Origin of the sequence: Cnuella takakiae, assembly GCF_001953305.1 — a bacterium.
In the GTDB taxonomy this organism is placed as follows: Bacteria; Bacteroidota; Bacteroidia; order Chitinophagales; family Chitinophagaceae; genus Flavisolibacter; species Flavisolibacter takakiae.
Genome location: NZ_MTFE01000010.1, coordinates 3,449,695 through 3,473,301 on the forward strand (window position 1 = coordinate 3,449,695; position 23,607 = coordinate 3,473,301).

At 49.5% G+C, this 23,607-nt stretch carries 23 protein-coding genes; 14 read left to right on the top strand and 9 right to left on the bottom strand.

Annotation, left to right across the window (positions count from 1 at the left end):
• Positions 1 to 21: 21 nt before the first annotated feature.
• From BUE76_RS15040 to BUE76_RS15055, 4 genes are all read left to right on the top strand, one after another.
• The gene (locus BUE76_RS15040) at positions 22 to 222 is read left to right on the top strand and encodes a hypothetical protein (RefSeq protein ID WP_073041324.1); all 201 of its coding nucleotides are present in this window, start codon (positions 22 to 24) and stop codon (positions 220 to 222) included.
• A 280-nt stretch (positions 223 to 502) separates the two neighbouring features.
• Positions 503 to 1,165, top strand: coding sequence for an endonuclease III domain-containing protein (locus tag BUE76_RS15045; RefSeq protein ID WP_073041326.1), 663 nt, complete (start codon positions 503 to 505; stop codon positions 1,163 to 1,165).
• Positions 1,166 to 1,327: 162 nt separating this feature from the next.
• The gene (locus BUE76_RS15050) at positions 1,328 to 2,449 is read left to right on the top strand and encodes a mechanosensitive ion channel family protein (protein WP_073041328.1); all 1,122 of its coding nucleotides are present in this window, start codon (positions 1,328 to 1,330) and stop codon (positions 2,447 to 2,449) included.
• Between the two features lie 199 nt (positions 2,450 to 2,648).
• Positions 2,649 to 2,903, top strand: coding sequence for a KGG domain-containing protein (locus BUE76_RS15055; protein ID WP_073041330.1), 255 nt, complete (start codon positions 2,649 to 2,651; stop codon positions 2,901 to 2,903).
• Positions 2,904 to 2,957: 54 nt separating this feature from the next.
• Here the strand turns inward: BUE76_RS15055 and BUE76_RS15060 are convergent, their stop codons facing one another.
• Positions 2,958 to 3,875, bottom strand: a complete 918-nt coding sequence (locus BUE76_RS15060) for a glycoside hydrolase family 16 protein (RefSeq protein ID WP_073041332.1) — start codon at positions 3,873 to 3,875, stop codon at positions 2,958 to 2,960.
• A 174-nt stretch (positions 3,876 to 4,049) separates the two neighbouring features.
• Between BUE76_RS15060 and BUE76_RS15065 the strand changes: the two genes are divergently transcribed.
• The 9 genes from BUE76_RS15065 (at position 4,050) to BUE76_RS15105 (ending at position 13,668) form a co-directional block, all read left to right on the top strand.
• On the top strand, positions 4,050 to 4,757 hold the full coding sequence (locus BUE76_RS15065; protein WP_073041334.1) for a DNA alkylation repair protein: 708 nt from the start codon (positions 4,050 to 4,052) through the stop codon (positions 4,755 to 4,757).
• A gap of 89 nt (positions 4,758 to 4,846) precedes the next feature.
• On the top strand, positions 4,847 to 5,617 hold the full coding sequence (locus BUE76_RS15070) for a TSUP family transporter (protein ID WP_073041335.1): 771 nt from the start codon (positions 4,847 to 4,849) through the stop codon (positions 5,615 to 5,617).
• 308 nt (positions 5,618 to 5,925) lie between these two features.
• Positions 5,926 to 6,813 (top strand): 3-hydroxybutyryl-CoA dehydrogenase, encoded by an 888-nt coding sequence (locus BUE76_RS15075; RefSeq protein ID WP_073041338.1) that lies wholly within the window; start codon positions 5,926 to 5,928, stop codon positions 6,811 to 6,813.
• Positions 6,814 to 7,106: 293 nt separating this feature from the next.
• Positions 7,107 to 8,195 (top strand): methyltransferase, encoded by a 1,089-nt coding sequence (locus BUE76_RS15080; RefSeq protein WP_083596409.1) that lies wholly within the window; start codon positions 7,107 to 7,109, stop codon positions 8,193 to 8,195.
• Positions 8,196 to 8,287: 92 nt separating this feature from the next.
• On the top strand, positions 8,288 to 9,079 hold the full coding sequence (locus BUE76_RS15085; protein WP_073041580.1) for a HipA family kinase: 792 nt from the start codon (positions 8,288 to 8,290) through the stop codon (positions 9,077 to 9,079).
• Positions 9,057 to 9,440, top strand: coding sequence for a DUF3037 domain-containing protein (locus BUE76_RS15090; RefSeq protein WP_073041341.1), 384 nt, complete (start codon positions 9,057 to 9,059; stop codon positions 9,438 to 9,440). The genes BUE76_RS15085 and BUE76_RS15090 overlap by 23 nt, the downstream gene beginning before the upstream one ends.
• Positions 9,441 to 9,873: 433 nt before the next feature.
• The gene (locus BUE76_RS15095) at positions 9,874 to 11,187 is read left to right on the top strand and encodes a gluconate:H+ symporter (RefSeq protein WP_073041343.1); all 1,314 of its coding nucleotides are present in this window, start codon (positions 9,874 to 9,876) and stop codon (positions 11,185 to 11,187) included.
• A 75-nt stretch (positions 11,188 to 11,262) separates the two neighbouring features.
• Positions 11,263 to 12,207 (top strand): nitrilase family protein, encoded by a 945-nt coding sequence (locus tag BUE76_RS15100; RefSeq protein ID WP_073041344.1) that lies wholly within the window; start codon positions 11,263 to 11,265, stop codon positions 12,205 to 12,207.
• A 198-nt stretch (positions 12,208 to 12,405) separates the two neighbouring features.
• A complete protein-coding gene (locus tag BUE76_RS15105; protein ID WP_073041346.1) occupies positions 12,406 to 13,668 on the top strand; it encodes an MFS transporter in 1,263 nt (420 codons plus the stop codon).
• A gap of 85 nt (positions 13,669 to 13,753) precedes the next feature.
• Here BUE76_RS15105 and BUE76_RS25170 read toward each other — a convergent pair whose 3' ends face one another.
• The 7 genes from BUE76_RS25170 to BUE76_RS15135 form a co-directional block, all read right to left on the bottom strand.
• Entirely contained in the window at positions 13,754 to 13,897 is a 144-nt protein-coding gene (locus BUE76_RS25170; RefSeq protein ID WP_254049548.1) for a hypothetical protein, read from the bottom strand.
• Positions 13,842 to 14,042 (bottom strand): DUF4242 domain-containing protein, encoded by a 201-nt coding sequence (locus BUE76_RS25175; RefSeq protein ID WP_245798321.1) that lies wholly within the window; start codon positions 14,040 to 14,042, stop codon positions 13,842 to 13,844. The genes BUE76_RS25170 and BUE76_RS25175 overlap by 56 nt, the downstream gene beginning before the upstream one ends.
• Before the next feature lie 30 nt (positions 14,043 to 14,072).
• Complete coding sequence (locus BUE76_RS15115) at positions 14,073 to 14,534, bottom strand: YkgJ family cysteine cluster protein (RefSeq protein WP_073041348.1); 462 nt, start codon at positions 14,532 to 14,534, stop codon at positions 14,073 to 14,075.
• A gap of 109 nt (positions 14,535 to 14,643) precedes the next feature.
• Positions 14,644 to 17,304, bottom strand: coding sequence for a valine--tRNA ligase (locus tag BUE76_RS15120; protein WP_073041582.1), 2,661 nt, complete (start codon positions 17,302 to 17,304; stop codon positions 14,644 to 14,646).
• A 134-nt stretch (positions 17,305 to 17,438) separates the two neighbouring features.
• The gene (locus BUE76_RS15125) at positions 17,439 to 17,864 is read right to left on the bottom strand and encodes a response regulator (protein ID WP_083596410.1); all 426 of its coding nucleotides are present in this window, start codon (positions 17,862 to 17,864) and stop codon (positions 17,439 to 17,441) included.
• A gap of 153 nt (positions 17,865 to 18,017) precedes the next feature.
• Positions 18,018 to 18,665, bottom strand: coding sequence for a response regulator (locus tag BUE76_RS15130; RefSeq protein WP_073041352.1), 648 nt, complete (start codon positions 18,663 to 18,665; stop codon positions 18,018 to 18,020).
• 13 nt (positions 18,666 to 18,678) lie between these two features.
• A complete protein-coding gene (locus BUE76_RS15135) occupies positions 18,679 to 22,140 on the bottom strand; it encodes a PAS domain-containing protein (protein WP_143157238.1) in 3,462 nt (1,153 codons plus the stop codon).
• A 214-nt stretch (positions 22,141 to 22,354) separates the two neighbouring features.
• Here BUE76_RS15135 and BUE76_RS15140 point away from each other — a divergent pair, with 214 nt between their 5' ends.
• Positions 22,355 to 23,140, top strand: a complete 786-nt coding sequence (locus BUE76_RS15140) for an esterase family protein (RefSeq protein WP_073041356.1) — start codon at positions 22,355 to 22,357, stop codon at positions 23,138 to 23,140.
• A gap of 32 nt (positions 23,141 to 23,172) precedes the next feature.
• Here BUE76_RS15140 and BUE76_RS15145 read toward each other — a convergent pair whose 3' ends face one another.
• Positions 23,173 to 23,466, bottom strand: coding sequence for an ATP-dependent Clp protease adaptor ClpS (locus tag BUE76_RS15145; protein WP_073041358.1), 294 nt, complete (start codon positions 23,464 to 23,466; stop codon positions 23,173 to 23,175).
• Positions 23,467 to 23,607 lie beyond the last annotated feature (141 nt).

Sequence of the window (23,607 nt, forward strand, 5' to 3'; positions counted from 1 at the left end):
GTTAGGTCTTCCGTTAAAAACATGAAAGAAGAACAAAACAACCAGCATCAGGAAAACCGTCATGGTGATCCAAGCCAGGGCCGGCAGGGTATTGACAAAGCACCCGGCGAAGAAACGCCCACCAACCCTGTGCAATTTGAACAGGATGCTTTCAAAGGGAAAAAAGTAGATGCCGACCCCGAGCAGGAATCGGACAAGCCGGCAGGACAGGAATCGATTTAAAGTAAGAGGGAATTGGTGATTCGAGATTGGTTTCGGGAGATTAAGAAATTGCTGTTGGGAAATGCACTTTTAATAGCGGCAGACTCACCGGCAAGAAAAGTAGTAAAGCCCTGTTGGCTTTGATGGTATCATCAGGGTTGGGCATTTACTACTGCTGCATCCTTTTTAATGCACCTTAAAAAAACAGGTGCATTCCTGGTTCCATTTGTCTTGAACCTAAACGGCACATATTCCTGAACCTGAAAAGGGATCGCCAATTCCCCATTTCCTTCTTTTCACTTTGAAGCAGCCGTTCAGCATTGACGAAATACTGGCCCGCATTGAGGCGGCCGTGCGCCCCTTTCCCAAGGCGGCGCTTTTTGAGCTGTATGAGCGGGGCTACCAATCGATTTTTGAACAACTGGTAGCTTGTATCATTTCCATCCGTACCCTGGATGAAACCACCATACCTGTTGCTCTGAAATTGTTTGGCCTTGCCCGTACACCTGCCGACCTGAAAGCCCTGCCTGAAGCACTACTCGAAACTTTGTTAATCGGCTCCACCTTTCCGGGACAAAAAGCCCAAACCCTGTTGCGAATTGCAGCTACGGCTTTGCAATTTTCTGGCGGCAACCTGCCGGCAAGCCCTGAAGTTCTTACCGGCATCAAAGGCGTAGGCCCCAAATGCGCAAACCTTGCATTAGGCATTACCGGCATGGTGCCTGCAATTGGGGTGGACATTCATGTGCACCGCGTTAGTAACCGCTGGGGCTATGTGCACACCAAAACGCCGGAACAAACCCTGGGTGTTTTAGAAGGCCAGCTTCCCTGCGAGCATTGGGTAACCATCAACCGGTTGCTGGTGCCTTTTGGCAAACATATCTGTACAGGCATACTCCCTCATTGCAGCACCTGCCCTGTGCTGGAATTTTGCCAGCAGGTAGGTGTAACCAGGCATCGATGAAGGTAAAACGGCAGTTGTTTTTTCGGGCAAAGCCACTTTCAGCATTTCCAGCAAAAGCCATTTTCAACCAAAAGTTTAAAGGTCCAATTTGCTGTAGCCACTTTCTTTGCAGCCAGGCAGCCACAGCAGCCTGCATCCTTACCCTTCACCAAACGAACCAACATGAAAAGACAACTCACCCAACTCCTGGAGCAATGGAACCTGCCCCCACTGGCCTGGAACCTGATCCTTTTGTTGCTGGCCTTAGTAACCGGGCTGGTGGTAAAAGGATTTCTATCCCTATTTATTCGTAAAAAGACAGAAGGCGAAGGCAACTACTCCCTGTTCCGCTCTATCAGCCGGCACCTTGGCCGCATTCTGGGCATTTTCCTGCCCTTGCTGGTACTCAACTTCCTATTACCCCTGATGGAAATGCCCCCTTCCATTCTGAACAGGGTAGCCAAACTGGTGGAAATTGGGCTGATCATTACCTTTTCTGCCCTGCTCATCCGGTCCATCAACGTGGTGCAGGACTTCGTGATGTACCGTTATGACTACACCAAGACCGACAACCTGAAAGAAAGGAAGATAAGAACCCAGTTACTTTACCTCCGCCAGGTGATTACCGGGTTTATCGTGCTGCTCACCATTGCGGCCATCTTGCTTTCTTTCGACACCATGCGCCGGCTGGGTGCGGGACTGCTTACCGGTGTGGGCATTGGTGGCATTGTTGTGGGCTTTGCCGCACAGCGCTCTCTGGCCAACCTGCTGGCGGGTTTCCAAATTGCGTTTACCCAGCCTATCCGCATTGATGATGTGGTGGTAGTAGAAGGGGAATGGGGAAGAGTGGAAGAAATCACCTTGACCTATGTAGTAGTGAGCATCTGGGACGAGCGCAGGCTGATACTACCCATCACCTATTTTATAGAAAAACCTTTTCAGAACTGGACACGCACTTCCTCGCAGATTATCGGAACCGTGTTTTTGTATGCCGATTACAATTTGCCCATGGATCCGCTGCGGGCGGAGTTGGACCGGCTGTTGGACAATCACCCTTTATGGGATAAGCGGGTTAAAGTGCTGCAGGTTACCAATACCACTGGCCAGCACATCGAGATCAGGATACTGGTAAGTGCAGCAAACTCGGGACAGGCTTTTGATCTTCGCTGTTTTGTACGCGAACAAATGGTGGCATTTATCAACCGGGAATTCCCGGGCAGCTTGCCCCGCACCCGTGGGGAGTTGGAAATGTCGCATGTAAACGATGACAACCAGGGAAATAGAAAAAAAGATGAGTTAAGTTAGCAAACATTAAAATTTTTCAACATTTTTATACCAAAGCTCAACTTTGGTGTCATGATTGCGGTGTAACGCATAAGCACCAGAAAACGCCATTTATAGCATTTTTTCCTCATCCGTAAGCGCAACCCACCCTGAAAACTTACTGGCACTTATTTGGCGTAAAGGGCTATATCATTTCTTAACCTACAAAATTGTAAGGATCATGGCTGAAAACCGAAACCAGGGTGCGGACAATGGAGGCCAAAAGGGCACTTCACGCCGCGGATTTGCTTCTATGGACCCACAGCGCCAACGTGAAATTGCCTCCGCAGGTGGCCGTGCTGCACACCGCCAGGGTGTAGCACACGAATGGAGCTCCGATGAGGCCCGTGAAGCTGGCCGTAAAGGAGGCCAGAACTCGCATGGTGGCGGCCGCCGCAACACCAACGGCGAGCGTGGCTCAGATCGCGAACGTTAACCAAACCAGACAGCAGAACTTGCTGAAGTGCGCCGGGCAACCAGCGCACTTTTTTTATTTACCAGTATATACCCGCACCCAGTCTGCAATGAGGGTTCCGGGTACAATCTGCGAAGGATCGGGGTTGCCAAAGAAAGCACCGCCAACAGCAAGGTTTAAAACAACCCGCTGACTTTTTCGGTACATATTCGGAATTAGCCCTCCCGATTTCACCTCGATAAGTTTTCCATCCAGGTAAAAAGAAAGGGTGCTTTTTTCCCAGATCAGCTCGTAAACATGCCAGCAGTCGGTAAGGCTGGAAGTTGTGGTGATATACCCTTCGGTATTGGCAGCCTGGTTTACACCAGCCCTGCGGCCATACCAGTAAGCAGTGGAAAACTTAAAGGGCTCATGGCCACGGGCTTCCATAATGTCTATTTCACCTTGTGTGGGCCAGGGATCGCCATAGCTCCAGAAGGCTGGCCACATGCCATACCCTGAAGGCAGTTTCAACCTTGCCACCATCCGAACTTTGGGTGTTGCAGGAGAGGCAGAAAAGCTGGTCTTAGATTCGATGCGACCCGAGGTAAACGCAAAATCCTTAGGTGTTGCATCAAAAGGTAAGGTGGGACCCTTAGCTGCTTCGCGCCGGGCAATGATGGATAATAGCCCACCTTCTGTTTGCAGGTTGGCAGCCTGGTACAATTGCAACTCGTAATTGTAGGCGCCACCATTCCAGATGTTCCACTTTTCTAACCCACCACTGAATTCGTCTGCAAATGCAAGGGTCCAACCGCCACTGAGCAGGCTTGCTTCTGTTGGATTGTAATCACAGTCGCCAACGGCAGCAATGAGGCCTGTACTGGCCACGGGTTTGTTTTTTGAAAGGGCGGTTTCAGGGGCCATGGTTTGGGGCTGTTGCAATTCTTTGGTGCAACTGAACAAACATAAGACGGCAAATGCAATGGAGGCGGTGCGGCAGGTAGTTGGCATGATGGCTTTTAATTAGGTGTGCCTACAAGATACAAGTGAAAAACAGCAAGGAAAAGCTTAGACGTTTAGTAATATACATCCTCACCAATTGCCCCGGCCAAACTACGGCTTTTGTTGCACCAAGGCGGATGCGTACCCATCAACTTGCAAAAAGAGAATGACTAGCTTCGCAGCATGGACATTGCAGCATTGTTGGAGCAACTGGCACAAATGGGCAGCGAAGCCAACCGGAAGGGTATGGCCCGTTTTGCCATCAATACGGAAAAGGCCTGGGGCATACCTGTGCACCGGTTGCGCAGCCTTGCCAAAACCATTGGTAAAGACCTGGAGCTCTCAGAAGCCTTATGGCAATCTGGATTTCACGAAGCGCGCCTCCTCTCCTTCTTTGTGCTGCCACCTGCAGCCTGTACACCCCAGCTTATGGCGGAGAGGCTGTCACAAATCAACAGCTGGGACCTTTGCGACCAGGCATGTGCCGTTTTTGCAACCCACCCTGAGGCACTTCAGATAGCAATGGTATGGTGTCAAAAGACAGCCGAATTTGAAAAAAGAGCAGGCTTTTCTTTAATGGCATGCGCAGCAGTACACCAAAAGAAAACAGCCGACAAAGCCTTGCTGCCCTTGCTAAACATCATTGAACAGCATGCTACCGACCCCAGGCGATATGTGTACAAGGCGGTGAATTGGGCTTTGCGGCAAATAGGAAAACGCAGTCTTTTCCTGAACGGGGCCGCAGTGCAATCAGCCTTTCGCATCCGCGAAATACCGGACAAAACAGCCCGCTGGATAGCTTCGGACGCACTTCGGGAATTGACCGGGACTGGTGTACAACTACGTTTGGCAGGAAAAAGCCAGGTGAAGCAAAATGCATCCATAGCGTAATTCTTCAGGAGATTAAAACCACCACCCGGTTTACTTCACGGCAATATCCTTCCAACCTTCAGCACGGATGAATTAACTTGCGGCCCCCTATGGATATTGGATTCACCTACCTGGTTTTATTGTGTGTGGCTGCGTTCTGCGCCGGTTTTGTGGATGCGATAGTGGGTGGCGGCGGACTGATTCAAACCCCGGCTGCCCTGGTGATCCTTCCCGGCCTGCCGGTAGTGAATGTCATTGGTTCGCTGAAGATTCCTGCTTTCAGTGGCACGGGCATAGCTACCGCCCAGTACCTTCGGAAGGTGGCAGTTCAATGGAAATTGATACTGCTTGTTTGCACCCTGGCCTTTTGCGCCTCCTTTGCAGGTTCGCAGGTGCTGACCCTGGTGCCCAACGATTTTATGAAACCGGTACTGCTGGTGGTGCTTTCGCTGGTAGCCGTTTATACTTACACCAAAAAATCATTTGGCCAGGCACAGCAAAAAAGCCTGGCGCCCGGCAAGGAAATGCTGGTGGCCGCGATATCCGCCATTTCCATTGGTTTTTACGATGGCTTTATTGGTCCCGGCACAGGATCCTTCCTCGTTCTGGCATTTGTTGGGCTCCTTCATTTCGACTTCCTGAAAGCTTCGGCACACGCCAAGCTGGTAAATTTGAGTACTAACCTGGGTTCTATTTTCCTGTTCCTGCTAAAAGGCAAGATCATCTGGGCCATTGCCCTGCCGATGGCCTGCGCCAATGCGCTGGGCGGTTTTGTAGGCGCACGGCTGGCTATTGCAAAAGGCAATGGCTTTATCCGCATCTTCTTCCTGCTGGTAGTTGTGGGCACCCTTTTGCGCTTTTTGTATGATGTAGTGAAATGAACCGTGGCCTTGTTGGTGCTTAAAAGCCGCAAGCGCAGTGCTCTTGCAAAAAGCAATTCAAGTACTTAGAAAGATGCAGTTTAACCTTTGCACATCACATTATGGCTAGCACAACTGCGCCCCCATTATGTTACCATCTTCTTTTTGTGAGTTGAATGATCACCTGCCCTGCTACCCTTGCAGCTTATAGCTGAAAGCTTGTGGCTAACTCTTCCTTAAAATGAAAACAGAATCCAGTAAAGCAGCCCCAACTAAGCACTGCTGAACATTAAATCCCCCTACCTTCGGCGCATTAACGAATAGCTTGTATGCAACAGATCACCGTAATAGGGGCCGGCACCATGGGTAACGGCATAGCCCATGTATTTGCACAAAATGGATTTGCCGTAACCCTGGTAGATGTATCAGAAGCACAGCTGCAAAAAGCCCTGCAAACCATAGGTAAAAACCTCGACCGGCAGGTAACCAAAGGAAGCCTGGAGCCGGCACAAAAAGAAAGCACGCTTCATAATATCCGCACCAATAGTTCGCTGGCGGCAGGTGTTGCTACTGCCAGCCTCGTAGTGGAAGCCGCCACCGAAAACATCGAACTCAAAAAGAATATCTTCCGGCAACTGGACGAACATGCGCCCAAGGAGTGCATCCTCGCGACCAACACTTCTTCCATTTCCATCACCCAAATTGCAGCCGTAACCCAAAGGCCCCGACAGGTAATTGGGATGCACTTTATGAACCCTGTGCCGGTGATGAAACTGGTGGAAATCATCAACGGTTATGCAACCGAGGCAAGCGTTACAGAACGCATTGTTGCCTTGAGCAAAGAACTGTGTAAAGTACCCTGCGTAGTAAACGATTATCCCGGTTTTATAGCCAACCGCATCCTGATGCCCATGATCAACGAAGCGATCTACAGCCTTTATGAAGGTGTGGCTGGAGTGGATGCCATTGATACGGTAATGAAGTTGGGTATGGCACATCCGATGGGGCCGCTCCAACTTGCAGATTTTATCGGCCTGGATGTTTGCCTTTCCATTTTGCGGGTGCTGCACGATGGGTTTGGCAATCCCAAATACGCTCCCTGTCCCCTGCTTGTGAACATGGTAACTGCAGGAAAGCTGGGCGCCAAAAGTGGTGAAGGCTTTTATACCTATACACCCGGCAGCAAGGAACTGGTGGTAAGTGAGAGGTTTAAATAAACACAACAACAAAGTACGGTTGCCAATTCCGCAGCATATTTTATGCTACTAGAAGTTGATAAAGGTCCAGGTATCACGAGTTTCCTTTTTAGCAGTTACATCATTAACTAAAAGCTTACAGGCCACAACCGAATATTGCCTTTCAAAAACTTACTGGCATATCAACCGTTGCAGGTTAATGCTATGATGTCGGTTTTGGGTAGAAATGAACTACGGGAGTAAGTACTTTATTCCTTTCCAGGAAATGATCCGCAATCGACCTCGGAATTACATTCACCCCAAAATTCATTTTTATGATGCAGGAACTCCCTCCTCCGATGCAGCTGATGCAACTCAGCTTTGCATTTATGGTATCCCGCTCCATCAGTGTTGCAGCCGAATTCTTTATTGCAGACAAACTAACAGAACGACCCAAAACAGCAACAGAGCTGGCTGGTGAAACAGGGCTGCATGCCCGGTCGCTGTACCGGATGCTCAGGGCCTGCGCCAGCTACGGTGTATTTGCCGAAGATGAGCAGGGGCGCTTTATGCTCACGCCCATGGCCGAACTGTTGCGCAGCGACCAGCCCGGCAACCTGCGGGCATTTACCGCCATGATGAACTCGGTTTGGCAATACCAATCCTGGGCTGAAATGGACCATGCGGTAAAAACAGGCCAACCTGCATTCGACAAGGTTTTTAGAATGCCCTTTTTTGAATTTTGTGAAAAAACGGAAAGAGCAGGCCGAGAGTTTAACGAGGCCATGACCAGCAATAGCGCCTATACCAGTGAAATTTTCCTGAACGCTTACAATTTTACGGGGTTTACTAAAGTAGTAGATGTTGGTGGCGGCCATGGCATTTTGCTGGCATCCCTGCTACAGCGCAATCCGCACCTCAGCGGCATACTCTACGAAATGCCCGCACTGGCCGCAGCAGCAAGTGAATTGATGCAGCAGTACAGTGTTGCCGACCGGTGTGAACAGGTAGGTGGAGATTTTTTTGCCTCAGTGCCCGAGGGGGGCGACCTATATATCTTAAAACACATCATCCACGACTGGAATGATGAACAGTGTACCCGCATCCTTTCCAATTGCCGCAAATCCATGAAGCAGGGCGGAAAGGTATTGGTAATAGAAATGGTGGTACCCGAAGGCAATACGCCTTCACTTGCCAAACTGCTGGACCTGCAAATGCTGGTGTGCCTGCCCGGCTGTGAACGTACAGAAACAGAATACAGGGCATTGTTCAAAAAAGGGGGTCTTTCTTTAAGCAGGATCCTGCCCATGCCCTCACCTTTCAGCATCATTGAAGCGGTGCCCATAGAAAACTATTCCGAAGAACCTTCCCTTGATTGGAAAGTGGAACCGCAAATGGGCTCAATGCAACCAACGGAACAATAAAAACAAAGGCCGCCAAACTGGGCGGCCTTTTTCATGCCCCTTTGCAGAAACTCCCTAACTTCCCGCCCCGGCCAAAAAGCCTACCTCCTGCCATGGCATTGCCCATACCTGAAATACGCACCGTAAACAGTACCCGCTATGTAACCCCTTTGCGGGAAGGCGGCTCCCTGCCCGCCATCGTGGAAGCTGATGATGGATTTTTGTATGCCCTTAAATTCCGGGGTGCCGGCCAGGGACTAAAAGCCCTGATTGCAGAACTGATCGGTGGCGAGCTGGCCCGCTTGCTGGGATTGAAAGTCCCGGAAATTGTTTTTGCGGAAGTTGATCCTGCCTTTGGCCGCACCGAACCAGATGAAGAAATCCAGGACCTCCTGAAAAGAAGTGCCGGACTCAACCTGGCCCTGCACTACCTCTCAGGCGCTATCACTTTCGATCCCGTGGTGACCAAGGTAGACCCTATGCTCGCATCCATCATTGTATGGCTTGACATCCTGATCACCAATGTGGACCGCACGGTGCGCAATACCAATATGCTGATGTGGCAAAAGGAACTCTGGCTGATTGACCATGGAGCCTCCCTGTATTTTCACCACAGCTGGGACAACTGGCAGGAACAGGCCTTGCGCCCTTTTGCCGCCATCAAAGATCATGTACTGCTGCCCAGGGCCAGTGTGCTGGATGCAGCCCACGAGCATTGCATGGCTGCCCTTAGCCCGGAACATATAAAAGAAATTGTCGCCCTTGTACCCGCAGCCTGGCTGGAGCAGCAGGGCGAAGATGCCGATGCCAACCGACAGGTATATATCGATTTTCTCACCACAAGGTTGCAACACGCCGCCAGTTTTGTAAAAGTAGCACAAGATGCAAGAGCAGCACTTATTTGAGTACGCCGTTATTCGCGTCGTACCCAAGGTGGAGCGCGAGGAGTTTATGAATGTGGGCGTCATTCTGTATTGTAAAAAACAACGTTACCTGCAGGCAAGGATACACCTCAACGAAGGTAGGCTGCAAACCTTTGCGCCCGCTCTCGACCTTGCCGAAATAACGGCCTACCTCGAAGCCTTATTGCGCATTACCCATGGTCAAAAGGAAGGCGGTCCCATTGCCATCCTGGATGCTGCGGCCCGCTTCCGCTGGCTTACTGCGGTGCGTAGTACGGTGGTACAAACTTCCCGGATTCACCCGGGCTTTTGTGCCCACCTGGAGGACAAACTAGCAAAGCTGCTGCTTGATTATTGCGGATAATGAAATCGATTAGCGGCTACGATTAAGTTAGTTTGCTAAAGAATTACTTCCAGCCATAAAGCAGGAAAGTAGGCAGGTTTGACTTTTATAATTAGCAGCCGACAAAGCAACATTTATACAATGCCTAAAGGGAGGATCTATAACCCAGCGGTGTTAGACAGCAACCTGCAAATGACACCTTTCCGGAGTTATATATACATCAGTGTTCAATTGCTTTTTTGCTATAGGAATGAAGCCCCTTTGATATGTGATCGTTCATGATCTTTTGGTCATTTTGATATTAGTGCTACTGCTCAAATGGAATAACCGTAATCCATACACGTATAAGTTATTACCCTAACACAAAGGCCAAGAAAAGGAAGAGCAACCCCTCTTTATGCACAAGCCACTAACCTAAGTTTGCTCATGTAGCAGAAAACTGTAATTTCCTGCTATGACCTTCCTCATTGTGCTTGCCTGCCTGCTCCTGCTGATCCTCTTAGTCAGCTGGGGCAAATTCAACCCCTTTCTCGCTTTGCTATTTACTGCCATTGCCGCCGGTCTGCTCCTAGGTATTCCGCCAGCTAAGCTGCCTGCATCCATACAAAAGGGTATCGGCGACACCTTGGGATCTATCGTGCTGATCATTTCCTTTGGCGCCATGCTGGGCAAACTGGTTTCCGATAGTGGTGCGGCCCAAAAAATGGCTGCCGTACTGGCTAAAGCTTTCGGTATTAACAACATCAACTGGGCGCTCCTGGTTACGGGTTTTGTGGTTGGCATTCCCATGTTTTACAACGTGGGTTTTGTTTTGCTGGTACCCCTGTTGTTTTCTATTACCTACCAATACCGTTTGCCCGTTGTATATGTAGGATTACCCATGCTGGCAGCGCTTTCTGTGATGCACGGATTTTTACCGCCCCATCCCTCCCCGGTAGCACTGGCAGCACAGTTTAATGCTTCGCTGGGCCTTACACTTATTTACGGGCTGATCATCGCCACACCTGCCGTACTGCTGGCGGGACCGCTCTTTGCCCGCACCCTAAAGGGCATGCAGGCAAAACCGCTCGAGAGCTTCCGGCCAAATGAGTTGCCTTCCGAACAACTCCCCGGCACCTTCAATGCTTTTATATCGGCACTGTTACCGGTGGTATTGCTTGCAGCTACAGCAGCCCTGCCCTACCTGCAGGTAAATGCGCCTGCGGCAAAAGGCTGGTTACAGTTCTTTAGCGATCCTACCATCCTTTTATTATTGTCTTTACTGATCGCACTCTATTCGTTGGGTATCGCCCAGGGCAAAAGCATCAAAACCGTGATGGTATCTTTTGCCGATGCCATGAAAGATGTTACGCCTTTATTGCTGATCATAGGCGGAGCAGGTGCCCTGAAGCAGGTATTGATAGATAGTGGGGTGAGCACACAGATAGCTGCTGGCATGAGCAATTTGAGCCTGCCGCCCCTGGTGCTGGGCTGGCTTATAGCAGCAATTATTCGCATTGCCGTAGGTTCGGCCACTGTTGCCGGCCTTACCGCTGCAGGCATCATCGCACCGCTGGTAACACAGGGGGGAGTTACCCCCGAACTAATGGTGCTTTCCGTTGGTGCTGGCAGCCTTGTTTGTTCGCACGTCAACGACTCTGGATTTTGGATGTACAAGGAATATTTCAACCTGAGCATCCGGGATACCTTTCGTTCCTGGACCCTGATGGAAACCATTGTGGCATTTGCAGGTTTGGGCGGGGTACTGGTGCTGGATAGGTTTGTATAGGAAAAATGGCTGGCAACTGCAGCATTTAAAAGGCAGAAATAACAAGGGCACGTAAATTCATTAAAACTATTGCTCATGCACCCACTTAAAATAGCCTCCGTACAATTTGAACACCGCAATGGCGACAAGGCCTATAACCTTGGGGTGATTGATAGCATTGCTGCAAAAGCCGCCGCTGAGGGTGCAGAAATGGTTTGCTTTCATGAGTGTTCCATTACCGGATATGCTTTTGCAAGAAAACTGAGCAGGGATGAATTGCTGGATATTGCAGAACCCATCCCGAATGGACCTTCTGTACAGCAACTCATTGCCATTGCACGGGCTCATGGGGTAGCCATACTTGCGGGCCTCTTTGAAACAGACGATACCGGCAAAATTTATAAAGGCTATGTATGTGTAGATGGCCACGGGCTCGTAGCGCAATACCGCAAACTGCACCCCTTCATCAATGCTCATATTACGCCCGGCGACCGCTATTGCGTGTTTGATTATAAAGGCTGGAAGTGCGGCATCCTGATTTGTTATGACAACAACGTTGTGGAAAATGTGCGGGCCACTGCCCTGCTTGGTGCCGATATCATCTTTATGCCCCATGTAACGATGTGCACGCCATCCACCCGGCCAGGTGCAGGCTTTGTTGATCCGGCATTGTGGCAAAAAAGGGAAGCCGATCCCACCTCCCTGCGGCTGGAGTTCCAGGGCGCCAAGGGCAGGCAATGGCTGATGAAATGGCTGCCTTCACGGGCTGCGGATAACGGGGTGTACGTTGTTTTTTCCAATGCTATCGGTATGGACGATGACCAATTGAAAAACGGCTGTTCCATGATCCTGGACCCCCATGGTGATATCTTGGCAGAATGCCAGAAGTTGGACGACGATTTTGTTATTGCCACCTGTACACCTGAAAAAAGGCAACAAGCCGGTGGGGTACGCTACACCCGTGCCCGCCGTCCCGAACTGTACCGGGACATTATCGGCGCTCCACATACTGCGGAGCAGAAAGTGGCCTGGTTGAAGTGAGTTTGAAGTTTGGGGTTTGGATTTTGGAGGTTGGAGATAGGGGTTAGAGGTTTAAAGGATATAGCATATAACCCTTTGACTTTAGCGTAAGAGAATCCATTCAGGCGCCATCCAACCAAAAACCAAAAACTAAAAACACCCACCCCCTAACTCCAAACCCCAAACCCTATATCCTAACCGCCTACCTTTGGGGCGATCATGAACCAACCGCAACGCAAAGGCTTTTTCCAGCGAAAAGAATCACTGGCTCCGCTGAGTATAGCCGAATATCGCTTCTACATATTTACCCGCTTTTTTTACATCATGGCACTCCGCATGGTGGCTACGGTGGTGGCTTACCAGTTGTTCCAGATTACCCGAAGTTCTTTTTCCATCGGTTTGGTGGGACTGTCGGAGTTTGTGCCGGTTTTTGCCCTGGCGCTGTATGCTGGCCATGTCATTGACCGGTCGGATAAACGTACGCTGCTGCTGAAAGGCATTCTTGGTTACAGTATTTGCGTAGCAGCCCTGGTGGTATTATCCATGCCCCAAGTTGCCAAAAGTTTGGGGCAACAAAAAACTACCTGGCTTATATACGGCGTTGTTTTCTTCACCGGTATGATCCGGTCTTTTGCAGGTCCTACCTCCAATGCGATCCTCGCCCAATTGGTACCCAAGGACATCCTGCATTATGCGGCCAATTTCAGCAGCACCACCTGGCTGGTCGCTTCTATTACCGGGCATGCCACAGCAGGATTTTTCATCGCGTGGTTTGGTGTTAACACCACCTTTATCATTATCCTGGCTTATATACTGATTGCCGCATTTTTTGTATCCCGCATCAGCCGCAAACCCATTGCCCACAATAATGTGCACGCCAAGGTATGGGACAGCGTGAAGGAAGGACTTCAGTTTGTGTTCCGGCACAAAATCATGCTGGGAGCCATTTCGCTTGATCTATTTGCGGTATTGTTTGGCGGTGCTGTAGCCCTGATACCCGAATTTGCAGAACGCATTCTCAACGTTGGCCCCATTGGTTTTGGATGGCTTAATGCAGCCATCGACATTGGGTCGGGTGCAATGATTACCCTGTTTACTTTTTTCCCTTTGAGGCGCAACCAGGGCAAATACCTGATGTACGCAGTTGCAGGGTTTGGCATTTGCATCATCGTTTTTGGCCTCTCCGACATTTACTGGATTTCCTTTGTTGCCCTGGTGATAGCCGGTATGCTCGATGGCATTTCGGTGTTGGTGAGGGGTACGGTATTACAGCTTACCACCCCCGACGAAATGCGCGGCCGTGTTAGTTCAGTTAACTCCATGTTCATCAACAGCAGTAATGAGCTGGGCCAGTTTGAAAGCGGCTTTGTAGCACGCATTATGGGGGCACGCCCGGCAGTAATATTTGGCGGTTGTATGACCCTGCTGGTGGTGATCATCACCTGGTTCAAAGCACCGGGTTTGCGCAAGTTTGAATATTGATCTGGCCAGAAAGCAATGGTTTTTACCAATAAAAAAGGTTGAAGGGTATTCCTTCAACCTTTTTTATTGGTAAAAACCATGAGCCTTAAACAATGGTCACTTTCGTTTCGGCGGTAGCCGGGCTGATCACTTTTCTATTTTGCGCTACCCTGTTGGCAGGAAAGCCTCCCATTTCAGCATGGGCCATTACCCTCTCCTTTGGGTGCCTGGTAAATACAATAGATTTCATCTTCGGTAAAAAAGCTTTCAACCCACTGGATGCGGGGACCGAGTTCATTTAATACACCGCAGGCTTTTTGGGAATTAGCCAGCAATTGTTCCGTTGTAAGATTGCCTGCACCCGGCAATTCACTTTCGATTACATACTTTGGCAATGCAAATTTTTTGCTACATAAGGCAGCAAATCATTTCAATTGCTTGCTCAGTTTGTCCAAAACGAAAAAGGTGATGGGACAAAAGCTGGCATTCTTTAATGTTAGGGGCTGGCGCTTGATGATCACATCTTCATCCGTATAAGGAAAGCGGGCACAATCGGAAGGGCGCACATCGTAAATAGAACAGGCATTATCGCTTCCTAAGAAAGGACAGGGTGATTTTTTCACCACAAAGTCTCCATCCTCGTCCACATTCAGGTAGGTTTCAATAAACAGGCTTTCCTTCATGCCCAGGTGCTTGCTGATCCGCTTGACATCAGGCGTTTTAAAACGCGGTGAGTAGTTTTTACAGCAGGCGGCACATTGCAGGCAATCAATCTTTTCGAATGCTTCCTCATGCAGTTCAGGCAGCCGTTTCAGCACCTTGTTTTTATCGGCACGCTGCAGCATTCCCTTAAACAGCTTCAACTCCTCTTTTCCTGCAACGGTCATGGGATTTGATTTTACAATTAGCTTAAAAAAGACTGATTATTCATTGTTGATAATCCATTGCCATGCAGTATATAAATAATCAATAATGAATAACCAGTAATCTTTCCTTCTAACCCAAAGCTTCCAGGCTCTCTTCAATAGCCTTGATCTTCTGCTCGGCATCACTTCTTTTCTTGCGCTCAGCCTCCACCACTTCTGGCTTAGCGTTTTGGACAAAGCGTTCGTTTGATAGTTTTTTATCAACGGAAATCAAGAATCCTCGCTGATACTCCAGGTCCTTCAACAACTGATCTTTTTGCGCAGCGGTATCCAGTTGCACCTCTGTTTCCAGGTACAGCTTATCGGTTCCCAGCACCACGGCAATGCTGCCGGCTACTGCATCCTGTACAAAAGAAAAGGCCTCGGCATTTACCTGTTTCAATAGCAGGCCTTCAAAAAGCGAATAGTTGGCTTCTGCAGCGGTTTGTACATGGAGCTTGATGCTATCCTTTGGTTTCAATTGGTTTTTAACCCTTGCATCGCGGATAGCGGTGATCAATGATTTTAGCAGTTCGCCTTGCGCCAACACGGCATCGCGCTCTACACCGATGCTTTCTGCAACGGGTTCAAACTGCCTGATGGTAAGATCATCTCCATCTGCTCGCTCGCGCAATTGGTGGTAAATCTCCTCTGTAACAAAAGGCATGAAGGGATGCAGGAGTTGCATCAATTGTTCAAAATAATCAAGGGTGCAGCTATACAGGTGGCCGTCGATGGGTTGGCCAAAAGGCGGTTTAACCCACTCGAGGTACCAGCTACAGAAATCATCCCATATCAGGCTGTAGATGGTTTTTAAAGCTTCGCTGAGGCGGAACTCGCTGTACATTTTCTCTACCTGTTCGCGTACTGTTGCCAGGCGGGCGGCAAACCAGTCGGCGGCAAAAGCTGCTTTCCGGAAATCTTCCTCGTTGCGGTCGTACTGGGCAATACCATTGGCTTCCCAAAGCTTTACAAGTTTGAGGGCATTCCACAATTTGTTATTAAAACTGCGGCCCTGGTCGCAGCTGCTGTCATCAAACAGGAGGTCGTTACCGGCGGGCGCAGAAATCAAAATACCAAAACGTACAGCATCGGCACCAAAGCGTTCAATCAGCTCCAGCAGGTCGGGCGAGTTGCCCAGGCTTTTGCTCATTTTGCGGCCCTGCTTATCGCGCACCATACCGGTAAAGTACACGTGCTCGAAAGGCCGTTCGTTTTTATATTCCATACCCGCCATGATCATGCGGGCAACCCAGAAGAAGATGATATCCTGGCCGGTAACCAGTACGTTGGTGGGGTAATAATAATTGATCTCTTCGTTGCCGGGCTGGGTGATACCATTGAATACTTCCATGGGCCACAGCCAGGAGGAGAACCAGGTATCCAGCACGTCTTCGTCCTGGGTAAGGGTGCCACCGGCAGGCTGTCCGAAAGTAGTTTGGAACAGCTGGTTTGCTTCCGATTCGGTAGCGGCTACTACAAAGCGGCCATCGGCATCATACCACGCAGGTATGCGCTGGCCCCACCATAGCTGGCGGCTGATACACCAATCTTTTACATTTTCGAGCCAGTATTTATAGGTGGCCATGAAGCGCTCTTCGGGGTGAATTTTTACCTCACCTGAAGTAACGGCGCCAAGCGCTTTACCTGCCATTTCCTTCATTTGCACAAACCACTGTGTGGAAATGCGGGGCTCCACCACGGCGCTGGTACGTTGCGAAAAGCCAAGACGGGTGCTGTATTCTTCTTCTTTTACCAACAGGCCTTCTTCCTGTAGCTGGGCTACTACAGCCTTGCGGGCTTCAAAGCGGTCCATGCCTACAAATACTTCCGCGGCGGCACTCAAGGTACCATCGGCATTGAGGGTGTCTATAATGGGAAGGCTGTGTTTCAGGCCCAGGTTGTAATCGTTGATATCGTGGGCGGGTGTAACCTTCAACGCACCGGTACCAAATGCAGGGTCCACATATTCATCAAAGATGATGGGAACGGCACGGTTCACCAGGGGCACCAGCACCTGCTTACCACGGAGATGGGCAAAGCGTTCATCATTGGGGTTAACACATACTGCAGTATCGCCCATAATGGTTTCCGGGCGCTGGGTAGCGATGGTAATATAATCTTCGCTGTCAGCAACTTTATATTTTACGTAGTACAGTTTACCTTGAATATCCTTGTACTCAACTTCTTCATCGCTCAGGGCTGTTTGTGCCGCAGGGTCCCAGTTGATCATGCGGGCGCCGCGGTAGATCATCCCTTTGTTGTACAGGTCAACAAACACCTTAATAACTGCCTGGTAATAGTGCTCGTCCATTGTAAAGGTTGCACGCTCCCAGTCAACAGAGCAACCAAGTTTCTTTATCTGGTGGTAAATGATACCGCCATACTTGTCCTTCCATTCAAAAGCATGTTTGAGAAAGTTCTCGCGGGTGAGGTCGGCCTTCCTGATGCCTTTTTCTTTTTCCAGCAGTTGCACTACCTTGGCTTCGGTGGCAATGGAAGCATGGTCCGAACCGGGTACCCAGCAGGCATTAAATCCGCTCATGCGGGCCTTGCGCACCAGCACATCCTGCACTGTTTCGTTGAGGGTATGCCCCATGTGCAACACACCGGTCACGTTGGGCGGGGGTATTACTACCGTAAAAGGCTTTCGGCTATCGGGGGTGCTGTGAAAGTACCGCTTGTTCATCCAGTGCTGGTACCATTGTTCCTCTACCTGTGCGGGTTCGAAGTTTTTGCTCAGTGTGCTCATGCTAAAAAAATAGGTGGGCAAAAATACAAAATTGCGAGGGGGTGGCGGTGCTTAAAATACAAAAGTTCAAAGCAGTGCTACAGGTGCAGCTACCGGCTTTGAACTTTTAACTATGGAATAAAGACTTTATGGGCTTAATCCTGGGCACCCATCTTTTCCTGAACCTCTTTGCAGATGTAGGTATTGCCCTGTGTTACTTCAATAATGGCGTGAACCATTTCCTGAAAGGAAGAATTTTTGGTGACATATCCCTTTGCACCTAAGGAGAGCATGTTGCGGGCATAACCGGGCTGGTCGTTTACCGACACCCCGATGATGTGAATATCGGGATGCTTCCGGACAATTTTACGGGTAGCTTCGAAGCCATTTACCGGCGCCATGTTGATATCCATCAACATAACATCAGGTTGGTGCAATGCAGCCGTCTCAATTGCCTCGGCGCCCGAAGCGCATTCTCCTATTACATCCAGCCTTTCATCCCTACCCAGCAAAAACCGCCAGGTTTCCCGAATCATTTGGTGATCATCTACGATCACAATCCGTATTTTTCGCGGTTGCATACAGCAGTTCCATTTATATTGATTCTGCTGCAATTAACCGCCATTGCAAGGAGAAAGACAGAATAATAAGTACCTATAAAAACTACTTACGTAGTTAGCTTTGATCTTGGTTTAAAACACCCAAATCAATCGGTGTTGAAACAAAAATAGGGCCTAGCTCTCAAAATCCAACTGACTGTTATTAATAAAGTTCACCAGCGCGGCGGCGTTTTTAAGATTCAGTTTTTTCAAAATATTATAGCGGTGCACTTCAACCGTCTTTACGGAAATATTGAGGGCGTCGGCAATCTCTTTTGAAGAGTGCCCTTTCTTGATATAGGCGATGATTTCAATTTCGCGCTGGGAAAGAGAATTCAATCCAGTCTGCGGATCATCGCCGCTGATTACCTGCTCAGAAAGAATGTTCTTGATCTCATCGCAGATGTACTTTCTTCCGCTTTGGATTTCCAGGATGGCCTTGAACATCTCTTCGCGGGAAGAGTTTTTGGTCACATAACCCATTGCGCCCTTCTGCATCATTTTTCGGGCATAGGTAGGCTGGGTATGTAAGGAAACACCCAACACCTTGCTGGCAGGCGAATATTTGCGGATTTGCTGGGTAGCTTCAATACCATTCATGCCGGGCAGGTTGATATCCATGATGACAACCTGTGGACGCAGCTTCTTGGCCAGTTCCACCGCTTCTTCCCCACTGCCGCTTTCTGCTACCACGGTAAAACGGGGGTCGGTGTTCAGGATAAAACTCCAGGTTTCACGAACCAGGGTGTGGTCATCTGCAATCAGGATCGAGATCTTGTCCATAGTTATTGGAACTTTAGTGTATAGGAATATGAATTTTCAGGGTGCACCCTTTTCCTGGTGCGGCAATGATCTGCAGGTTTCCTTTGACCAAATATACTCTGTTGCGTATGTTTTTAAGGCCAATACCGGATTTAATACCATTTGGATCAAAACCAATTCCATTATCTGATACATGAAGCAAAACGGCATCGCCACTTTGCTTCAGTTTTACTACTACTTCTGTTGCTTTTGCATGCCTGATGATGTTGCTCATGGCTTCCTGAACAATGCGGAAGATGGTTACTTTCCGGCTTTCATCAAGCAGGTTATCAAGGGCTTCATCACAGCTAAACCTTATCCGCATTTTGCGGGTCAGGTTGATGTTGCCAATCAGGTCGCGGATAGAAGCAATCAACCCCAGATCGCCAATACTGGGATCCATCAGCGAGCGCGAAAGCTGCCTGATCTCGTTGATCACCAGAATGATGTTAGCACTAGCTTTTTGGATCAATTCATCTTTCAGGTCCGCATTATTCTGGGCCATTTCCAGGTACAGCTTTGTTGTGGTCAGCACCTGGTTCACGTTGTCGTGCAGCTCCCTGCCTATCTCGGCTCTTTCCTGCTCCTGCGTATCGATGGTAGCCTGACTGATCAACCTTTGGCGGTCCAGTTCCTGCTCCAGCAACTCCGCCTCCAGCCTTTTTCTTTCGCTGATGTCCTGTGCCGCTCCTATCATCCGCAGCGGCTTCCCACTTTCATCCCGGATGATAACACCACGGTCCTGGAGGAATACATCGTTACCATCGTCGCGGTGAAAGCGGTACTCCACATCGAAGGTATCGTTCTTGTTATCTGCCAGTATCTTATCGATCACTTCCATGACCTTGGCCCGGTCGTCAGGGTGAATACGTCCCAGCCAGTCGTGCACGTTGGCGGCAACAAGGCCCGGCTCTATACCATACAACCTGCGCAGGGCTTCGGGGCTGCGGTAATAACTCCCGGTGGTTATATTCCAGTCCCAGATAAGGTCGTGAGTAGCCTGCATCACATTATCAAACCGCTCGTTGGCCAGCCTTATTTGTTCCAGTGCCTGGTGGTGTAAAACCAATACCCGCATCAGGTTCTGCATCCGGTATAAGGCATTCCACTCAGCATGCAATAACCCCCTGTCATTACCAATAAACACTTGCAGCGATGCGATCAGGTTGCCTTCGTTATCAACGGCAGGCAAACTTAACAACTGTTTAGCTTCAAATCCTTTCCATTCGGCCATCAACAACTTTCTATCGGCCAACTCCAAGGAATGTGTTGTCAAACCCTTACGCAGTGGAGATTTTAACCATTTGTCTTTATTGCTCCGGGCAAAGGAATTAATCCAATTCTGAACGCCAACCGGAAGCCTTAGCCCGATGGTCTGTTCGCTGTTCCGGTCAGGGAAAATGACTATGGCCACCCGAAGGTGTTTATGTAATTGCTCGAGGCCGCCGGCAATATTTTCCAGCACTATTTGCATGCTGGTATCGGGTTTGGAGGAAAGGGCAAAGATCCGCAACTCCAATTCCTGCACTTCCTGCTGGTACTGTTGTTCGGTGATGTCTTGCATGGCGCCAATCATGCGATAGGCCTTGCCTTCGGCATTGCGCAGGATAAAAGCCTTTTCCAGCACATAGGCAAAACTGCCGTCCTGACGCCTGTAGCGAAAAGCATTTTCCCAGGAGGTTTCTGTGGGTGATTGCAAGGCATGCTCCAGGCTTTCCAACACCCGCTCCCGGTCATCCGGGTGCAGGCAATCTACGGTATGCTTCCAGGGCAAAGTATTGCCAGGTGGCAGGTACCAGCCCAAAACGTCTTTATAATGATCCGACCATAATATCTGCCCTTCATGGATGTTCATGTCCCACACAATATCGTTGGTGGCATTCATCACATATTTGAAGCGCTCCGAACTGGCCCGCAGTTCTTCTTCCGCCAATCTTTTCTGGGTAACGTCTTCTGCGGTAATTAGGGTAATAGAACGATGGCCTTCCCAAAAGCTAAAACCGGTAATATTTACCCACAGGCTGGAGCCATCCTTTTTGAGGTGCTGCCAAACGGCACTTGCATTAATAGGACTGTTGCCATTCTGTACAATATTTTGCATCACCAGCGCCTGGTCTTCTTTAGGCCTGATATCAAGGATGGTTAACTGCTTGAATTCTTCAGGGCTATACCCATACTGCGCCACGGCGGCTTCGTTTACATCCAGAAACCGGAGTGTTTCCCGGTCGAAGGTCCACATAGCCAGCGGGTTTTTGTGGAACAGCACCCGGTATTTTTCCTCTGCCAGTTTCCGGTGGGTGATATTCACATGGGTGCCTACCATCCGTAAAGGGCGGCCATTTTCTTCGCGGTCGATGATCATACCCCGAGCATGTATCCACAGGTAGTGACCCTGCCCATGCCGCAAGCGGTATTCGCTATCATAAGAATGCGCAGGACTATTGGCATGCAGTACCCTGTGTTTGCGCATGGGCTCAATGTCTTCGGGATGCAACAGCTGCTCATAATCCTTGAGGGAAGTGCCAATTTCCCCTGGCGCATAGCCCATCATCCGGTACCAGGCATCGGAATAAAAAACCTGGTCTTTTCCCATGTCCCAGTCCCAAATCCCGGATTGGGTATCTTCGAGTGCAAACTGCCAACGATGCCCCACAACCGTTGCGGGTTGCACCTGTCCTGCAGGGTCCTCAGGAAGCTTGGTGGCGAGTATCAAACTGCCGGCAATGGAACCATCGGCACCAAAAACAGGGAGGTAGCGCAGCAACAGGTGCACTTCAGAACCAGGCAGTTCACAAACCAACTGCCGCTCCTGTGCCTTACCGGAAAATACCAGTTGAAACAATTCTTCCAGATAGCGGGTGTTACCCGGCACCACTGCAAAGTCCAATATATTGCGGCCCAGTTCAATCTTTTTACCCAACACAATTTCCATCCCCCTTGCCGCTTCAGGAGTAAACATGCGGATAAACAACTGCAGGTCTACCAATATGGCTGCATCCTCCTGTTGGTTCATGCGCTGCAGGGCCATATCCCATTGAAGTGGAAACAGTCCATCTGGAGCATCAACCTTTTCGCGGAAACAAAGCATTACACCTTTAAAGGCATTGGAAGCCACACCGCGCATCCTTACCCGCCAGTTGGATTGGTCGGTAAAGGAAAGGGTTGTATCCCTGACCTCGTTGTGGCGTGCATGGATAAAAGCTGCATCAAAAGCCGTTGCGGCTTCGGGCAGCAAACAGTCAGAAAAGTGCTGGCCTTTTTGGGGTACCAGGCCAGCAGTAGTTAAGAGGAAAGTGGTAGCTGCCGGGGAAACCCAAACGGTATTGCCTGAAGTATCCAGCAATACCAGGTTGGTGCCGGGTTCTTCCAGCACGAAGGATAAAAGATCCGATGCAGGCAACCCTAAACCGGGTGCTGCATCAGGAACAGGTTTCCCCTCGGTATGGGACCCGGACAAGGATGTATGAGTAGGATGAGTTGCCAAAAACCAGTATTGATAAAAGCCTAAGAAGCGGCAAATTACATGATAAGCATTAGTTATATTCACTCTTTGAGCAATACGTTTGCCAGATAAGTGTTTTCCCTAAAACACCAGATAAAAAGATTAGGATAGCACAATTAATAAATTGAAAAAGGCGCTACAAGTCTTAGGATATAAAAAATAAAAACGGATGGATCGGCAAATAACACAGTGGTTTAGCCCGGCATTGCAACAGGAAATGCCCATCGCCACCTATGGGCACTATGGTTTTGCATTATTGATGTTGCCAACGGCTGCCGCCGACTTCCTGGAGTACGAGCGGTTTGGGTTGATGGACGCCATTGCCCCTTTTATCGACGGCGGAAAGGTGAAAGTATTTTCCATCAACAGCATCAACAACCAAAGCTGGATGAACCAAAACATGGCCGGCAACGATAAAGCCATCCGCCACCAGCAGTTCAACCAGTATGTATACGAAGAAGTAATACCCTTTGTGCGGCATCATACAAGCCAGGATACCCCCATCATTACCTGCGGTGCTTCCTTTGGTGCCCTCCATAGCATGAATCTTTTTCTAAAAAGACCCGACCTGCTGCAGGGAACCCTGGCCATGAGCGGAGTGTACGATCTTACGGAATATACCCGCGGGCATTTTGATATGGATGTTTATTTCAACAGCCCGCAGCACTACCTGCCCAACCTTCACGACCACCATGTGCTGGAGCAGATCAGGCATTCGGGGCATATCCACATTTTTTCGGGCAGCGGCGCTTACGAAGCACCCGATGCAGCCCGGAGCTTTGCACAGGTTTTATACGATAAAGGCATTAACTACGAACTGGATATCTGGGGCAGCGAATGGCCCCACGAATGGCATACCTGGCGTACTGTTTTACCACATTACCTCGCAACAAGGTGGCAACAAACATTTAGGAACATGTGGCAAATACAGGAAAGCGCCATTGGTACAAAATAAAAGTGCAGGATAAAAGAAAGTAGGAAGCAGGTTTAGGCTAGTTGCTCTACAGTGGCACCGATGCCCCGTTCGGTAATGGCATCGCACATGGGTTTGAGTTCATCGTAACTGCCTTCTTTAACAGCATATTTTCCGCGGAAGTGAATGATGTAGGCGCACTGCTCGGCCTGCTCGTAGCTGTGGCCGCAAACCTCCACCAGGGTTTCAATGACCCACTCGAAAGTGTTGACGTCATCATTCCACACAACAAGGCTAAAGGGTTTATCCTCATCCACCAGGACCTCCTCCTGGGCAAAGGGACTGCTGTATTCCTTTGTGTGGGGCATGGGGCAAATTTAGGGAATTAGGTTTGGGAGACCAGCTTTAGGATTCCGCATTTTAGATTTTGGAGGGTGCAGGCTGCTGTTTGCATGGGCAGTTCCAATCCCTGTATAAGGAGCACCTACAAACAAAAAGAACCGCCCCCA

Bases quoted from the DNA above. Each gene is read 5' to 3' on its own strand.
- BUE76_RS15040 (WP_073041324.1), top strand. From the start codon at position 22: ATGAAAGAAGAACAAAACAACCAGCATCAGGAAAACCGTCATGGTGAT.
- BUE76_RS15050 (WP_073041328.1), top strand. From the start codon at position 1,328: ATGAAAAGACAACTCACCCAACTCCTGGAGCAATGGAACCTGCCCCCA.
- BUE76_RS15055 (WP_073041330.1), top strand. From the start codon at position 2,649: ATGGCTGAAAACCGAAACCAGGGTGCGGACAATGGAGGCCAAAAGGGC.
- BUE76_RS15060 (WP_073041332.1), bottom strand. From the start codon at position 3,875: ATGCCAACTACCTGCCGCACCGCCTCCATTGCATTTGCCGTCTTATGT.
- BUE76_RS15065 (WP_073041334.1), top strand. From the start codon at position 4,050: ATGGACATTGCAGCATTGTTGGAGCAACTGGCACAAATGGGCAGCGAA.
- BUE76_RS15070 (WP_073041335.1), top strand. From the start codon at position 4,847: ATGGATATTGGATTCACCTACCTGGTTTTATTGTGTGTGGCTGCGTTC.
- BUE76_RS15075 (WP_073041338.1), top strand. From the start codon at position 5,926: ATGCAACAGATCACCGTAATAGGGGCCGGCACCATGGGTAACGGCATA.
- BUE76_RS15080 (WP_083596409.1), top strand. From the start codon at position 7,107: ATGATGCAGGAACTCCCTCCTCCGATGCAGCTGATGCAACTCAGCTTT.
- BUE76_RS15085 (WP_073041580.1), top strand. From the start codon at position 8,288: ATGGCATTGCCCATACCTGAAATACGCACCGTAAACAGTACCCGCTAT.
- BUE76_RS15090 (WP_073041341.1), top strand. From the start codon at position 9,057: ATGCAAGAGCAGCACTTATTTGAGTACGCCGTTATTCGCGTCGTACCC.
- BUE76_RS15095 (WP_073041343.1), top strand. From the start codon at position 9,874: ATGACCTTCCTCATTGTGCTTGCCTGCCTGCTCCTGCTGATCCTCTTA.
- BUE76_RS15100 (WP_073041344.1), top strand. From the start codon at position 11,263: ATGCACCCACTTAAAATAGCCTCCGTACAATTTGAACACCGCAATGGC.
- BUE76_RS15105 (WP_073041346.1), top strand. From the start codon at position 12,406: ATGAACCAACCGCAACGCAAAGGCTTTTTCCAGCGAAAAGAATCACTG.
- BUE76_RS25170 (WP_254049548.1), bottom strand. From the start codon at position 13,897: ATGAAATCTATTGTATTTACCAGGCACCCAAAGGAGAGGGTAATGGCC.
- BUE76_RS15115 (WP_073041348.1), bottom strand. From the start codon at position 14,534: ATGACCGTTGCAGGAAAAGAGGAGTTGAAGCTGTTTAAGGGAATGCTG.
- BUE76_RS15120 (WP_073041582.1), bottom strand. From the start codon at position 17,304: ATGAGCACACTGAGCAAAAACTTCGAACCCGCACAGGTAGAGGAACAA.
- BUE76_RS15125 (WP_083596410.1), bottom strand. From the start codon at position 17,864: ATGCAACCGCGAAAAATACGGATTGTGATCGTAGATGATCACCAAATG.
- BUE76_RS15130 (WP_073041352.1), bottom strand. From the start codon at position 18,665: ATGGACAAGATCTCGATCCTGATTGCAGATGACCACACCCTGGTTCGT.
- BUE76_RS15140 (WP_073041356.1), top strand. From the start codon at position 22,355: ATGGATCGGCAAATAACACAGTGGTTTAGCCCGGCATTGCAACAGGAA.
- BUE76_RS15145 (WP_073041358.1), bottom strand. From the start codon at position 23,466: ATGCCCCACACAAAGGAATACAGCAGTCCCTTTGCCCAGGAGGAGGTC.